This is a genomic window from Burkholderia sp. FERM BP-3421 (assembly GCF_028657905.1).
In the GTDB taxonomy this organism is placed as follows: Bacteria; Pseudomonadota; Gammaproteobacteria; order Burkholderiales; family Burkholderiaceae; genus Burkholderia.
Genome location: NZ_CP117781.1, coordinates 1,289,466 through 1,303,584 on the forward strand (window position 1 = coordinate 1,289,466; position 14,119 = coordinate 1,303,584).

Below are 14,119 nucleotides of genomic sequence, written 5' to 3' on the forward strand. Positions count from 1 at the left end.
CGGCGTGCGCGGCTAGTCGCCGAAACCGAGTTCCGCGCCGACGGTTTGTCCGACCTCGAGGTGCGCGCCTTCGCCGCGCACGACGATGCCGTTCTTGCCGAATGTCAACGCGCCGTCGAACTGCGGGCTGCCGCGATAGCCGCTCATCGTGTCGGTCGGTTCATGCGGCCATGCAGGGTCGGGCGCGCCGGTCTGTTGGTCGATGTTCGGCACCGGGCAGCGCGTGCACAGCTTGACGAGGCGGATCAATACCTCGTGCGCGTCGGCGCGGCACGTGAGTTCCTCGACGTAGTCTTCCTCGTAGGCGTCGAGCGTATCCAGCACGAGGTTCGGCCGGAAGCGGTCGATCGGAATCGCGGGCGCGCCCTTCGCGCGCAGCCGCGCATTGAGATCGTCGAGCGAGGACTGGCCGATCACGAGCAGGGGGAAGCCGTCGGCGAACTGCGTGTGCGAGGCCACCGATCCGGTCCATTTGCTGCTGACCGCGCGGCGCGCCGCGGGCGCGAAACGCGCGAGACGGGCGGGTTCGCCCAGGAATTCGCTGAACCAGGACGCGGCCTGTGCGCCGCAGTCGAGCGCGCCCACGGTGTCGCGCCAGACGGTCGCGGCGAGCGGTTCGGCATCGGCGAGCGCCGCCGCCGAGAGCGGCGTGCGCAGCTCGGGCATGTCGGGCGCGCGGATCACGAGGTGCCCGGTGTCGAACGCGGTTTTCACGCGCGCCAGCTGCGCATGCGTGCGCTGCGTGAACATGTTCCCGGCGGCGTTGACCACCATCCAGTTGCGGTCGTATTCGAGCCCGGTGGAGAGCAGTTGCGCGCGCGACAGCGCGATGCCGCCGCACGATTTGATCGGGTAGGTAAAAAGGGCGCTGATGGAAGGCATGACGCTGGCTCGGATGAATCGGGAGGGAGGAGGGCGGCCCGCGACGGACCGCTCCTGATTGTGCCAGATAGTGGCGCGTCCCGGCGGATGGCCGGGACGATGCCGGTGCGCGCGGACGCATGCCGGCAGGGCGGAATGCCTAGTCGCGTTCCTCGCAGAAGCGCAGCCGGTTGCCGAACGGGTCGTGCACTTCCAGCACGTCGCCCCAGGGCTGCGATTCGAGGCCGGGGCGGCCGTAACTGTAGTGCTTGTCGATCAGTTCGCGGTGGTAGGCCTGCACGCCTTGCATCGGCACGTACACGGTCGAGCCGGGGCTCGCGTCGCCGTGGTGTTCGGACAGGTGCAGCGTCATGCCGGCGCGCGCGACGGACAGGTAGAGCGGCAGGTCGGCCTCGAAGCGATGCTCGAACTGCACCGCGAAGCCGAGGAAGCCGCAATAGAATTCGCGCGCCTTGGCTTCGTCGAAGATCCGCAGGATCGGCACCGCACGCAGGAACCGGATGCCGTCGGCCGGGTCCGGATCGAGCCGGGCGGACGCGGTGTTCCAGTCGGCGTAGCCGAGTTGGGCGGCGATCAGTTCGAGCGCGGCGGCATGCGGGATCCCGACGTCGCGCGCGGCCAGTGCGGCGCGCAGCCGCCTGGCCATGGCTTTGGCCTGGTCGATGGTGGGCAAGGTGGACTCCTGGTCTCGGCGACGGTCCGTCGGGGCTCGCATTGCCGATCCGTCGCCGGCCCGAAGGACGCGGTGCAAGGAAAGGATGTCGTGATGCATTCACCATCCCCGGGCAGGAGGCGAGCGGCAGGCTGCATCGGCCGAAGCGGCATCGTGCCGCGTTTTCGGGGCATCGTCAAACCCGGGGGCGGTCGCGCGTTTCGGCGGTCGGCGGCGCAATGGGACGGGGCAGGCGCGCGGCGGGCAAGAGCCCCGCACGGCGGTTTTCGCACGCGCGCGACGCGCTGTCGGTCCGGCCGGCGGGGCGCGACTGGGAGGCGGCGGTTGCGCGGCTGATCCGTAAGGGATTCGAAGTCTTCGTGGAAGCTTTTCCGGGAAGTAAATCAGGGTTTTTCCGGGACCGGTTCCATCGATCGGGGTGACGGCGCGACAAGGCCCACGGCGGCGCTCGCCGCGATGGGTTCCGGGCGATCCGGAGCGTTGCGCCGAGCCCACGGTCGTTTATTCAGCATTTTGAAATATTGGGTAATCCGTCAGAATGGCGCCCGCATGGACTCGCCCATGTGCAGCAAACCACACCATACAAAAGAATTTTGAGGACGGAGAATCAATGAAGAAGCGCGTAGCAGTCGTCATGACGGCCGCCGGTCTTGCCGCCGCAACCACGGCCCATGCCCAGAGCAGCGTCACCCTGTACGGGATCGTTGATAATGGCCTGACCTACCAGAGCAGCGCCGCATCGGTCGGCGCGACCTCGGGCGGCCATTCCGCCGTCAAGATGTCGACGGGCGTGTGGGCCGGCAGCCGGTTCGGCCTGAAGGGCGGTGAAGATCTGGGCGGCGGCACGAAGGCGATCTTCCAGTTGGAAGCAGGCGTCTCGACCACCAACGGCACGTCGCAGTACGCAGGCGGGATCTTCACGCGCCAGGCGTGGATCGGCCTGACCAACCCGGCCTACGGTACGCTGACGGCCGGCCGCCAGTACACCGCCTACTACACGCTTCTGTCGCCGTACAGCCCGACCACGTGGCTGACGGGCGCATTCGGCGCGCACCCGGGCGATATCGATTCGCTCGACACCAGCTACCGCGCGAACAACTCGCTCGTCTACATGTCGCCGAAGTTCTACGGCTTCACGGTCGGCGGTTCGTACTCGTTCGGCGGCACGCCGGGCAGCGTGAACGCGGGCTCGACCTGGAGCGCGGGGATTCAATACATCAACGGTCCGGTGGGCATCGCCGCGGCATTCCAGCGCGTCAACAACTCGACGCCGGGCGGCGGCGCCGTGTGGGGCGCGAATTCGACGACGAGCAACGGTGGTGCGCAGACGGCCGTGACGGCGATCAACGGCGGCTACTCCCAAGCGCAGGCGCAACAGCGCGTCGCGGTGACGGCGGGCTACCAGTTCTCGTCGGCGTGGGACGTGTCGGTGTCGTACTCGAACGTACAGTACATCCCGGGTACGAATTCGAATTTCCGCAACACCGCGATCTTCAATACCGCGGGCGCCGTGCTGCACTTCAAGCCGACGGCCACGTGGGATTTCGCGGGCGGCTACAGCTACACGCGCGCAACCCTCTCGAATGGCGTGACGAGCGCTGCGCAATACCACCAGTTCTCGCTGTCGCAGTACTACAGCCTGTCGAAGCGCACCGGCCTGTACGCGGTTGAGGCCTACCAGCGCGCGAATGGCCAGACGCTCGCGGGCGGCAAGATCATCGATGCGACCGCATCGATCGGCGACGGCTTCAATTCGTCGCCGTCGTCGTCGCGCAGCCAGGTGGCGGTTGGCGTCGGCATGATCCACCGCTTCTGATGCGGCGCGGCGTATCTGCCGCGTGATGCCGATGGATGGACGAACAGCCGGCCCGGGGCCGGCTGTTCGTTTTTGGGGGCGGCGATCAACGTCGTTTGCATCGAGCATGCATTTCCCGTCGCCGAATCCCGTGAACAGCCTCGGCTTGGCGGGTGGGGAGGCTCGGTTGGGCGGGATATCCCGGGGGGACGCATCACGCTGATGTTCGCGGCGGGCTCGACAGCGCACGCCCCCGGATTATGCGCCGGGGGGGCGTGATTTCCGCGTTCGACGCGGGTTGAGCATCATCGGACGGTCGGCCGAATCGATTCACGCGACAGAGCGCTGGGTTCGCGGCCGTATGGGGTTCCGACTGTTCCAAAGCGATGCGCAACGATGCTGATACAGCGGGGGCGTGGTTCGGGTCGGCGAAGAGGCAGAGGTCTTGCCGGATGCCGGTTCAGCCCTGGCGAACGGCATCGTGACGAAACGCCACATTGAGCGACGTGACGAACTGCTAAGGTTCTCTACTTAATATTTCTACTGGTTTGAAGACGGGATGTGGCGCAATCGACTGTTGATACTACCGGGGCTGATGGTCGCGGGTGTGGCGAGTGCAAGTGGCTGGGATGAGGCTGTTCAACGTGCGGTCCTGTCACGAGCCATGTGCACCGAGGCTGACGTTCTGAATCTGGATGGCGGCGCGCCATCCGGTATTCAGCAACCGCCCTTGCCGGTCATGGGCGCGCCGTCGGCATCGAGCCGGACGAGCGCCGCGGACGTAAGCCGGCCGGACAAGTCACAGTTCGCGGAGCCGTCGCTGGTTCCCATGACCATGCAAGTATTTGAGGTGCTGGCACGGGGCTTTGCCAATATGGCCGCCAGCGCGTCGGGGCAAAAAAATATCAGGAATTGAGACGCTGATCCGTTCGGGCCGGCGATGCTGGCGTGCCGGCCTGTCGAGTCAGGAAGAACGCGAGGGGATCGAAATCGTGTAGGGTATCGGTGCACGGTGGATCCACCCGCAAGGCCGGCCATCTTTGGGACACGAACCGGTTTCGCGGCGGTGTGCGCGGCGAATTGCAGCACGAACGCTGCGGGATGCTTGAGCCGGCAAATCGCGGCTGCGCGTTGCCCCCGAAGGTCGCCGATTACGAATCGCCTTCGATTACTCCGCCGGCGTTGATATTGTGCCGATATTGTTCCTGATATGCTGAATCCGAGCCGGAAGGTTTCTACTTTCTTGTAAGGAATACTTATGATTGCGCATGCCGGTAGTGGGTACGAGGAACGGTCGTTCTCGTCAGTGGTGGACGGCGCCGAAATATTCCTCCGAAAATGGACCCCGCCGGTCGGGGTCGAGCCTCGGGCCGTGGTCCAGATCACGCACGGAATCTGCGAGCACGGCGGGCGATATGACCGGTTCGGCCGGTACCTCGGCGAGCGGGGCTACGTCGTCTACGCACTCGACTTGCGTGGTCATGGTCGGACGGCCGGCGCGGCCGGCCTGGGACAAGCGGGGCTGACTTGCTGGGCGGACATGACGAGCGACATTGCCCAGCTCTCGAGGCTGGCGAAATCCGAATATGCCGACCTGCCTTTGGTCGCGTTCGGCCATAGCATGGGTTCCGCGCTCACGCAGTCGCACATCCAGAATCACGGCGACCTGCTGGCGGCTGCCGTGCTGTGCGGCACCTTGGGCGCGTTGCCGGGGGTGGACGATGCGGAGGTGACGGCGCTCGAGGGTGTGGCGCATTCCGCCGAGGGCGATCAGCCCTCGGCGCTTTTCGGGAAAGTCCTGCATACGCTCAACGCACCATTTGCCCAGGATGGTCAGCCGGTGACCGGCTGCGAATGGATGGCGACAGACCCAGCCGAAATCCAGCGCTTCCTGAGCGACGATCTTTGCGGGAAGCCGTTCTCCAACAGCATGCTTTACTCGGTGCTGGATGGATTCCGTAGCCTGTGGGTTCCGGAAAACGAAACCAGAATTCCGGTAAGCCTGCCTATCCTGGTGGTGGCCGGCACTCAGGATCTTGTCGGCGGGAACACCGTCTCGATACAGTCCTTGATTACCCGCTACATGCGCCAGGGCCATCTTGCACTGGCGTATCGCTTCTATCCCGGGGACCGTCACGAGATATTGAACGGGTTCAACAAGGACATCGTTCAACGTGACGTGGGTGCGTGGCTGGATGATGCGCTTGCGCGTTCAGCGTAAGCCGACGGGCGCGCCCGGATTCCCTGCGCGGAGAAGATGGGGCGGATGAATTGCGGTTTGATCACGTGGACGAACGCTGCGCGCGGGGCGCCGACTGCTTCCCGAAGGCGGGCGCCGCGCGACCGCCCTGTCGTTCAACCGTGGCTGTCGACCCACGCGCGCGCCCAATCGAGCCCGGCGTGACGCGCTTCGTCCTCGGTGTCGAACACGCCCAGCACGCTCGAGGCCTCGATCAGCTTGTTGGCGCGGGTGATGGTGCCGCTCGCCGCGTAGCGCTCGGGTTGCAGGATTTCCTCCTGCTGCAGGATCGCGTGGCCCCAGATCTGGTAGCCCAGGTAAGTTTCTGCTTCCATCAGCGCACCACCTCGGCGTGACGACGGCCGGTGCCGACCTGCAGCACGTTGCCGTCTGGCGTGATCATTCGCGGGATCTGCGGCGTGGCCGACATATCCGGCGTCGTGCGTTCGATATCGCCGCGCGGCGCACTGCTGACCGACGGAGCGCCGCTGCGCGGCCGGGCGGTGAATTTGGGTGTGGCAGCGATGGCCGGCGCCCGACGGACGTTTGCCGGCACCACGTGCGGCGCGGCGCGCCGGGGTTTCGCCGGCGCGGGCGCGGCTGCCGGCGCGCGCGGCGCCGCGCCGCGCGCCTCGGGCGGATTCCAGATCTCTACGTAGTGGTCGCCGGCATGCGCAAGCGCCGCGCATGTCAGTAAGCACAACCCGAATCCCGCTCGTTTCACTCTGTGTTCTCCGTATGGCGCCGATGACGTTCGGCGCGATGCGCCGGATGCGCGGCGGGCCGAATGATACCCGGGCCGGGAGGCGATGTCCCGTCGAGCGTTGCCAATCCGCAAACCTGTATGAATATACAGTTTTCCGTGGCGCTTGTCTGCGTGGCGGGTTGCGCCGCGACAACGGGCCTGCCTAAGCGCGCCGCCCGGCGGCGGGCGGGGGCGGGGCAATCCATGCGAAATGGGCGAAGGGCATGGCGTAGCGCGGCAGCCACGGGGTGGAGAAGCTCCGGATCTCGTTGGTGCGGTAGGCCGCCTATTCACTCGCGGTCAGCTCGCGCAGCGGCTTGCCGTGGTCCTTCGGCACGTTCGATCGCGGGCGAGCCGCCGTCGGTTCGAGGCACGAAGATCAGCGTGTTGATCGGCAGGTACGGGAACCGTGCGGGCAGCGGGCAGCGAGCCGCCGACGGGAGCGCCGCCGCGAATTGGCGGGCCTGCCGGCGGGGCGCGAAGCGTCGCCGGCTGGCTACGCCGAAGGCGAACAGCAGCGCGATGCAGCCGCCGTGCAGCAGCCAGATCCACGGCAGCCGCGCGGCCGCGTCGGGCGGCGCGCACGAGGCCCGTCAACGACAGCGCGGCGAACAGGCGGTTCAGGTTCATCTCGGGCCTGCCGGCCGGAGGCGGCGAGGGTGGCGGAAGTCGGGAGACGGATTTGCATGAGGCAAACTTTCACGCGCTTTTTCCCGCAGCGGCGCGGCGGGCGCAGACGGTGAGGCTGTTGCTCTTTCCGGGTGTCGGCGCATCATGGCCGGGCGCTGGCCGGGCTCGGGGTGGTCAGTGAATCGAGGCGGATCGCTTCGACGCGTCGAGATGGGAGTCATTGATTTTAGACGACCGGTCTAATTTTGATTTATGATCTGGCTCCATGACGATAGGGGGCTGGCAAGGCGTCGTGACGTGGCCGATTGAATCGGACATGGCATATGAGGATGGGGCCGCAATCCAAGCGGCCATCGATGCCGATGCGAGGGTTTTCGTGGCGGCGCGACATGGGGGGATGCGTTGCCCGCCGGAGTGTGGGTGTGCATCGTGGATATTGGGGGGCGTGTCATCGGTCGCTGCGCACGTCGTAGCGTCGTCGTGTCGCGGTATGACCCCAAGGCGCGTGGGCGTCGCGTCGTGCAACCGCCATGCGCGCATGCGATGCTTGGCGGGTCCGCGCGGGGCGCCGGCACGGGATAGCGTCATGCCTGCCTCGGTGAGGTCGACGCTGGATTAACCGCATGGCGATTTTGAATTAGACGACTGGTCTAATATGTCGAGAAAAAGAAAGCCGTCACGGGTTTGAGGTCGTGCGTGTTGGCACGGCATCACGCGTCGCACCCGCCGTACCACCGGGTGTCAAACACCGCGCCGCGACGTCCGATCCGGACGGTCGCGTGCCGGCAGCGGGTTTTCAAGTGGCATGGGGTGCGCAGGGCAGCAGGCCCGACGTGTCGCATGCCGGATTGTCCTGTTTCGTTCGCAAGGAGCGCACCATGAAAGTTCTTGTCGTCCTGACTTCCCACGATCGCCTCGGCGATACCGGCCAACCGACCGGCTTCTGGCTCGAGGAACTGGCCGCACCGTACTACGCCTTCCAGGACGCGGGCGTCGATCTGACGCTCGCGTCGCCGCTCGGCGGCCAGCCGCCGCTCGATCCGAAGAGCAGCGATCCCGCGTCGCAGACCGACGCCACCCGTCGCTTCGACGCCGATCCGCAAGCCAAGGCGGCGCTGGCCGCGACGCGTTCACTGACGGAGGTGTCGATCGACGATCACGACGCCGTGTTCTACCCGGGCGGCCACGGTCCGCTGTGGGATCTCTCCGAGGATCCGCGCTCGATCGCCCTGATCGAGCGTGCGTTCGAGGCCGGCAAGCCGGTCGGCGCGGTCTGTCATGCGCCGGGTGTGCTGCGCCACGTGAAGCGCGCGTCGGGCGAGCCGCTCGTCAAGGGGTTGCGCGTGACCGGCTTCACCAACACCGAGGAAGCGGCGGTGGGCTTGACCGAGGTCGTGCCGTTCCTTGTCGAGGACATGCTGAAGGCGAACGGCGCGCAGTTCTTCCGCGGCGCCGACTGGGCGCCGCACGTCGAGACCGACGGCCTGCTGGTCACCGGCCAGAACCCTGCCTCGTCCGAACCCGCCGCAGCGGCGCTGCTGAAGCTGCTCGGCCGCGCCTGAACCCGCGAGGCCGGCGCGTCGCGCCGGCCGCCGCCCCTCGTTGTTCCGTATTCCGAATCGCCCCACCTTGACCTGGAGTCATCGATGTCCGCTTTGTTCGAACCTTTCAAGCTCAAAGACGTCACGCTGCGCAACCGTATCGCGGTGCCGCCGATGTGCCAATACGTGGCCGAGGACGGCCTGATCAACGACTGGCATCAGGTGCATCTGGCCGGCATCGCGCGCGGTGGCGCGGGGCTCGTGATCGCGGAGGCGACCGCGGTGGCGCCCGAAGGGCGCATCACGCCGGGCTGCGCGGGCCTGTGGAACGACGCCCAGGCCGAGGCCTTCGCGCGCTCGGCGGCCGCCATCAAGGCGGCGGGCGCGGTGCCCGGGATCCAGCTCGCGCATGCCGGCCGCAAGGCGAGCGCGAACCGCCCGTGGGACGGCGACGATCACATCGCCGATCACGATCCGCGCGGCTGGCCGCTCATCGCGCCGTCGGCCGTGCCGTTCGGCGCGCACCTGCCGAAAGTGCCGCGCGCGATGACGCTCGACGACATCGCGCGGGTGCAGGCGGACTTCGTCGCGGCCGCGCAACGCGCGCGCGACGCGGGCTTCGAGTGGCTGGAATTGCATTTCGCGCACGGCTATCTGGGCCAGAGTTTCTTTTCCGTTCATTCGAATCAGCGCGACGACGCGTATGGCGGCTCGGCGGAGAATCGCGGCCGCTTCCTGGTCGAGACGCTGGCGGCGGTGCGCCGGGTCTGGCCCGAGCACCTGCCGCTGACTGCGCGCTTCGGCGTGATCGAGTACGATGGCCGCGACGAGGAAACGCTCGCGGAGTCGATTGCGCTGACCCGGCGTCTCAAGGAGGTGGGGCTGGACCTGCTCAGCGTCACGATCGGCTTCTCGACGCCGACCGCGCAGATCCCCTGGGGGCCGGCCTTCCTCGCGCCGATCGCCGAACGGGTGCGCCGCGACGCGCGGCTGCCGGTCGCATCGGCGTGGGGCATCGACACGCCGCAACTGGCCGAGCGCGTGATCGCCGACGGCCAGCTCGATCTCGTGATGGTCGGGCGCGCGCACTTGGCGGATCCGCACTGGCCGTATTACGCTGCGAAGACGCTGGGCGTCGAACGTCCGTCGTGGACCTTGCCCGCGCCGTACGCGCACTGGCTGGAACGCTACAAGACCGCCTCGAAGGCGGCCTGAACGACAGCGGTCCGTCCTGGCGGCGGGCCGCCGGTCGGCGCGGATTGTCCGGTGTGCGAATCACCCCACCATTACAACCAAGTCCCGGAGTTCCCACCATGACGACGCTTACCATCAACGGCACGCCCCACGAGGTCGACGCCCCCGGCGATATGCCGCTTCTCTGGGCGTTGCGCGATCTGGTCGGGCTGACCGGCACCAAGTTCGGCTGCGGGATCGCGCAGTGCGGCGCCTGCACCGTGCACCTCGACGGCATCGCGGTGCGTTCGTGCGTGCTGCCCGTCGCGGCGGTCGGCGACAAGAAGATCACCACGATCGAGGCGGTGGGCGCGACGCCCGCCGGCCGCAAGGTGCAGGAGGCGTGGCGCGCGCTCGACGTCGTGCAGTGCGGCTACTGCCAGTCCGGACAGGTGATGGCGGCGGCGGCGCTGATCGCATCGAATCCGCGCCCGACCGACGCCGACATCGACGCCGCGATGACCGGCAACATCTGCCGCTGCGGCACCTACAACCGCGTGCGCGCGGCGATCAAGCACGCTGCTCAGGAGGCCTGACATGTCGCGAGGACTGATCGAGGCCGGCCGGGCGGCCGCGCGCGCCGGGTTGTCGCGGCGCACATTCGTCAAGTACGGCATCACGCTCGGCGCGGCGGCGGGCGGCGGCCTGTTGCTCGGCTTCAGCGTGCCGGCGGCGGGCGGCGATGCGCGCCGCTCGGTGCTCGGCGGCGACGCCGTCGAGGGCGCGCAGCCGGGCGTGTTCGCACCGAATGCGTTCGTCCGGATCGATCGCGCCGGGCAGGTCACGCTGGTGATGCCGAAGGTCGAGATGGGACAGGGCGTCTATACGTCGATCCCGATGCTGATCGCGGAAGAGCTGGAGGTGCCGCTGTCGAGCGTGACGCTCGACCATGCGCCGCCGAACGAGAAGCTGTTCCTCGACCCGCTGCTGGGCGGCCAGCTGACGGGCGGCTCGACGTCGATCCGCTATGCATGGGAGCCGATGCGGCGCGCGGGCGCGACCGCGCGCACGCTGCTCGTCTCGGCGGCCGCCGCGCAGTGGAAGGTCGACCCGGCGAGTTGCCATGCGCAGAACGGCGAGGTGCTGCATGCGCCGAGCGGGCGGCGCGCTTCCTACGGGCAACTGGCGGATGCAGCCGCGAAGCTGCCGGCGCCGAAGGACGTGGCGCTGAAAAAACCCGAGGACTTCAAGCTGATCGGTCAGCCGGTCAAGCGGCTCGATTCGCCCGAGAAGGTCGACGGCAGCGCGCAGTTCGGCCTCGACGTGCGCGTGCCGGGCATGCTGTACGCGGTGATCGTCAACAGCCCGGTGTTCGGCGGCACGGTCGCGAGCGTCGACGACGGCGCGGCGCGCCGGGTGCCGGGCGTGCGCCAGGTGGTGCGCGCCGACAACGCGGTCGCCGTGGTGGGCGACCACACGTGGGCGGCCAAGCGCGGCGCGTCGGCGCTCGTCGTGCAGTGGAACGAGGGCGCGGGCGCGCGCGTGTCGATGCGCGAGATCGTCGCGGATCTCGCGCGCGCGGCCGAGCGTCCGGGCGCCGTCGCGCGCCGCGACGGCGACGTCGAGCGCGGTTTCGCGGACGCGAAGACCCGCGTCGACGCGGTTTATCAGCAGCCGTTCCTCGCGCACGCGACGATGGAGCCCGTCAACTGCACGGTGCACGTGCGCCCCGACGGCTGCGACGTCTGGGTCGGCACCCAGGTGCCGACGCGCGCGGTGGACGCCGCGCGCCGGGTGACCGGGCTGCCCGCCGAGAAGATCGCGATCCACAATCATCTGCTGGGCGGCGGCTTCGGGCGCCGGCTCGAGACCGACATGATCGAGCAGGCGCTCAAGATCGGCAAGCAGGTGAATGCGCCGGTGAAGGTGGTGTGGACGCGCGAGGAGGACATTCAGCACGACATGTACCGGCCGTACTACTACGACCGGATCTCGGCCGGGCTCGATGCGAACGGCCGGCCGGTCGCGTGGCGGCACCGGATCGTCGGCTCGTCGATCATGGCGCGCTTCGCGCCGCCCGCGTTCAAGGACGGCGTCGATCCGGACGCGGTCGAGGTCGCGGCCGATCTGCCGTACGACCTGCCGAACCAGCGCATCGAGTATGTGCGCGAGGAGCCGCGCCACGTGCCGACCGCGTTCTGGCGCGGCGTCGGGCCGACGCGCGGCACCTTCGTGGTCGAGAGTTTCATCGACGAGCTGGCGGCGCAGGCGAAGGCCGACTCGGTGGCGTACCGGCGCGCGCTGCTCGGCAAGTCGCCGCGCGCGCGCAACGTGCTCGACACCGCGACGCGGGCGGCGGGGTGGGGCGCGTCGATGCCGAAGGGGGCAGGGGCGCGGCGTGTCGGTCATGTACGCGTTCGGCAGCTATTTCTCGATGGTCGCGGACGTCGCGGTCGACAACGGCGAGGTGAGCGTGCGGCGTGTGGTGTGCGCGGTCGATTGCGGGATGGTGGTGAATCCCGACACGATCGAGGCGCAGGTGCAGGGTGGGATCATCTTCGGGATCACGGCGGCGCTGTACGGCGAGATCACGATCCGGGACGGCCGCGTCGAGCAGCGCAACTTCACCGACTACCGGATGTTGCGGATCGACCAGACGCCGAGCATCGACGTGCATATCGTGAAGAGCGCGGAAGCGCCGGGCGGGATCGGCGAGCCGGGCACGGCGGCGGTCGCGGCGGCGGTCGCGAACGCGATCTACGCGGCCACCGGCAAGCGCCTGCGGCAGTTGCCCGTGGGCGACCAGCTGCGCGCCTCGAACCCTGCCTGAGCGAGGATCCCGATCATGGCATTGAAGACCCTGACAGGCGTCGCGCGCACGCTCGGCGCGGCGCTCGCATTCACGTTCGCCGGCGCGGCGGGCGCCGCCCAGGCCGATCCGGCGCTGGTCGCGCGCGGCGCCTATCTCGCCAAGGCGGGCGACTGCGTCGCCTGCCACACCGCGCCGCATGGCCGGCCGTTCGCGGGCGGACTCAAGATGGTCACGCCGCTCGGCGCGATTTATTCGACCAACATCACGCCCGACCCCGACACGGGCATTGGCCGCTACACCGAGGCCGAGTTCGCGCGCGCGTTGCGCGCGGGCGTCGCGAGGGACGGGCACAACCTGTACCCGGCGATGCCGTATCCGTCGTATGCGAAGGTGCGGGACGACGACGTGAAGGCGCTCTACGCGTACTTCATGAACGGCGTCGAGCCGGTGCTCGCGCCGAACCGCGCGGCGGAGATCCCGTGGCCGCTCAACCTGCGCTGGCCGCTCAAGCTGTGGAATGCTGTGTTCCTCGACACGACGGTCTACGCGGAGAAACCGGACAAGGACGTGCTGTGGAATCGCGGCGCGTACCTGGTGCAGGGGCTCGGGCACTGCGGCTCGAGCCATACGCCGCGCGGCGTCGGCTTCCAGGAGCAGGCGCTCGACGAGCGCGGGTCGGCGTTTTTGTCCGGCGCGCTGATCGACAACTGGTTCGCGTCGAATCTGACCGGCGAGCACAACGTCGGGCTTGGCCGCTGGAGCGAGGCCGATCTCACGCAATTCCTCAAGACCGGCGCGAATACGCACGCAAGCGCGTTCGGCTCGATGACGAGCGTGATCAACCTCAGCACGCAGGCGTTGAGCGACGACGACCTCACGGCCATCGCGCGCTATCTCAAGTCGCTGCCCGCGGCGGGCGGCAACGGCGCGCCGCCGTATCAGTACGATCCGAAGGACACGCAGGCGGCGCTCGCGCGGCCGGCCGGCAACCCGGGCGCGAAGGTGTACGCGGCGTATTGCATGCACTGCCACGGCGTCGACGGGCGCGCGTTCGCGCCGTTGCTCGCGCCGCTCGCGGGCAATCCGACCGTGCTGGAGCCGCATCCCGCGTCGCTCATCAACGTGACGCTGAACGGCACCGAGGACCTCGTGATCCAGGGCTTGCCGGCCGCGTATCCGATGCCGAAGTTCGCCGACGTGTTGACCGACCAGCAGATCGCGGACGTGCTGACCTTCATCCGCGCCGGCTGGAACAATCGCGGCCCGACGATCGAGGCGGCCGAGGTCGCGAAGCTGCGCAAGGCGACGCGCGGAGAGCGGTAAGGTTCAAGGCGGCGTCGCGCAGCGGTTCGCGACGCCGCCGCCTTGAAGCCCGGCCTCGCCCGTGGTCGGGGCGCGGGCCCGCATTCGGGATCGCTTGCGTCGCTATTGCGAGACGGCGCGTGCGGATCGATTGATTTCGGAAGGAAGCGCGTGTGGCATGCGTGTTGTATCGGTCTTGCCCGATTCTTCCATCGCAGGGTTAATTTCAAGATTGATTGATTAAATAGATAAAATCTTGATGTATTGAATTTATCTTCAATTTATATATTTTGATGTGCGATTCGTTTGAGAGGGGAGTTGCATGCC

General features: G+C 67.9%; 11 protein-coding genes and 2 pseudogenes. 8 read left to right on the forward strand and 5 right to left on the reverse strand.

Features of this window, described 5'->3' with window-relative positions; all coding sequences use genetic code 11:
• Positions 1–12: 12 nt before the first annotated feature.
• The 3 genes and pseudogenes from Bsp3421_RS08700 to Bsp3421_RS33975 all read right to left on the reverse strand — a co-directional run.
• Positions 13–882: an MOSC domain-containing protein gene (locus Bsp3421_RS08700; RefSeq protein WP_273998046.1), complete on the reverse strand. Its 870-nt coding sequence runs from the start codon at positions 880–882 to the stop codon at positions 13–15.
• 139 nt (positions 883–1,021) lie between these two features.
• On the reverse strand, positions 1,022–1,384 hold the full coding sequence (locus Bsp3421_RS08705; protein ID WP_273998320.1) for a glyoxalase superfamily protein: 363 nt from the start codon (positions 1,382–1,384) through the stop codon (positions 1,022–1,024).
• A 66-nt stretch (positions 1,385–1,450) separates the two neighbouring features.
• Positions 1,451–1,654 (reverse strand): annotated as a pseudogene (locus Bsp3421_RS33975) (glyoxalase superfamily protein); the annotation flags it as partial.
• Positions 1,655–2,165: 511 nt separating this feature from the next.
• Between Bsp3421_RS33975 and Bsp3421_RS08715 the strand changes: the two are divergent.
• The 3 genes from Bsp3421_RS08715 to Bsp3421_RS08725 all read left to right on the forward strand — a co-directional run bounded on the left by Bsp3421_RS08715 (position 2,166) and on the right by Bsp3421_RS08725 (position 5,571).
• Positions 2,166–3,371, forward strand: coding sequence for a porin (locus Bsp3421_RS08715; RefSeq protein ID WP_273998047.1), 1,206 nt, complete (start codon positions 2,166–2,168; stop codon positions 3,369–3,371).
• Between the two features lie 538 nt (positions 3,372–3,909).
• Entirely contained in the window at positions 3,910–4,266 is a 357-nt protein-coding gene (locus tag Bsp3421_RS08720; protein ID WP_273998048.1) for a hypothetical protein, read from the forward strand.
• Between the two features lie 342 nt (positions 4,267–4,608).
• A complete protein-coding gene (locus Bsp3421_RS08725) occupies positions 4,609–5,571 on the forward strand; it encodes an alpha/beta fold hydrolase (RefSeq protein WP_273998049.1) in 963 nt (320 codons plus the stop codon).
• A 134-nt stretch (positions 5,572–5,705) separates the two neighbouring features.
• On the opposite strand, the gene Bsp3421_RS08730 is transcribed toward Bsp3421_RS08725, so the two are convergent.
• Positions 5,706–5,924 (reverse strand): hypothetical protein, encoded by a 219-nt coding sequence (locus tag Bsp3421_RS08730; RefSeq protein ID WP_273998051.1) that lies wholly within the window; start codon positions 5,922–5,924, stop codon positions 5,706–5,708.
• Positions 5,924–6,313, reverse strand: a complete 390-nt coding sequence (locus Bsp3421_RS08735) for a hypothetical protein (protein ID WP_273998052.1) — start codon at positions 6,311–6,313, stop codon at positions 5,924–5,926. The genes Bsp3421_RS08730 and Bsp3421_RS08735 overlap by 1 nt, the downstream gene beginning before the upstream one ends.
• Before the next feature lie 1,529 nt (positions 6,314–7,842).
• On the opposite strand from Bsp3421_RS08735, the gene Bsp3421_RS08740 reads away from it, so the two are divergent.
• The 5 genes and pseudogenes from Bsp3421_RS08740 (at position 7,843) to Bsp3421_RS08760 (ending at position 13,813) form a co-directional block, all read left to right on the forward strand.
• Positions 7,843–8,526 (forward strand): type 1 glutamine amidotransferase domain-containing protein, encoded by a 684-nt coding sequence (locus Bsp3421_RS08740; protein ID WP_273998053.1) that lies wholly within the window; start codon positions 7,843–7,845, stop codon positions 8,524–8,526.
• An 84-nt stretch (positions 8,527–8,610) separates the two neighbouring features.
• The gene (locus tag Bsp3421_RS08745) at positions 8,611–9,720 is read left to right on the forward strand and encodes an NADH:flavin oxidoreductase/NADH oxidase (protein ID WP_273998054.1); all 1,110 of its coding nucleotides are present in this window, start codon (positions 8,611–8,613) and stop codon (positions 9,718–9,720) included.
• A 98-nt stretch (positions 9,721–9,818) separates the two neighbouring features.
• Complete coding sequence (locus Bsp3421_RS08750) at positions 9,819–10,274, forward strand: (2Fe-2S)-binding protein (protein ID WP_273998055.1); 456 nt, start codon at positions 9,819–9,821, stop codon at positions 10,272–10,274.
• A 1-nt stretch (position 10,275) separates the two neighbouring features.
• A pseudogene (locus Bsp3421_RS08755) lies at positions 10,276–12,508 on the forward strand (molybdopterin cofactor-binding domain-containing protein).
• Between the two features lie 15 nt (positions 12,509–12,523).
• Positions 12,524–13,813 (forward strand): cytochrome c, encoded by a 1,290-nt coding sequence (locus Bsp3421_RS08760; RefSeq protein ID WP_273998056.1) that lies wholly within the window; start codon positions 12,524–12,526, stop codon positions 13,811–13,813.
• Positions 13,814–14,119: the final 306 nt, after the last annotated feature.

Excerpts from the sequence above, each read along its gene's own strand:
- Bsp3421_RS08700 (WP_273998046.1), bottom strand. The coding sequence starts at position 882 with ATGCCTTCCATCAGCGCCCTTTTTACCTACCCGATCAAATCGTGCGGC.
- Bsp3421_RS08715 (WP_273998047.1), top strand. The coding sequence starts at position 2,166 with ATGAAGAAGCGCGTAGCAGTCGTCATGACGGCCGCCGGTCTTGCCGCC.
- Bsp3421_RS08720 (WP_273998048.1), top strand. The coding sequence starts at position 3,910 with ATGTGGCGCAATCGACTGTTGATACTACCGGGGCTGATGGTCGCGGGT.
- Bsp3421_RS08725 (WP_273998049.1), top strand. The coding sequence starts at position 4,609 with ATGATTGCGCATGCCGGTAGTGGGTACGAGGAACGGTCGTTCTCGTCA.
- Bsp3421_RS08730 (WP_273998051.1), bottom strand. The coding sequence starts at position 5,924 with ATGGAAGCAGAAACTTACCTGGGCTACCAGATCTGGGGCCACGCGATC.
- Bsp3421_RS08740 (WP_273998053.1), top strand. The coding sequence starts at position 7,843 with ATGAAAGTTCTTGTCGTCCTGACTTCCCACGATCGCCTCGGCGATACC.
- Bsp3421_RS08745 (WP_273998054.1), top strand. The coding sequence starts at position 8,611 with ATGTCCGCTTTGTTCGAACCTTTCAAGCTCAAAGACGTCACGCTGCGC.
- Bsp3421_RS08750 (WP_273998055.1), top strand. The coding sequence starts at position 9,819 with ATGACGACGCTTACCATCAACGGCACGCCCCACGAGGTCGACGCCCCC.
- Bsp3421_RS08760 (WP_273998056.1), top strand. The coding sequence starts at position 12,524 with ATGGCATTGAAGACCCTGACAGGCGTCGCGCGCACGCTCGGCGCGGCG.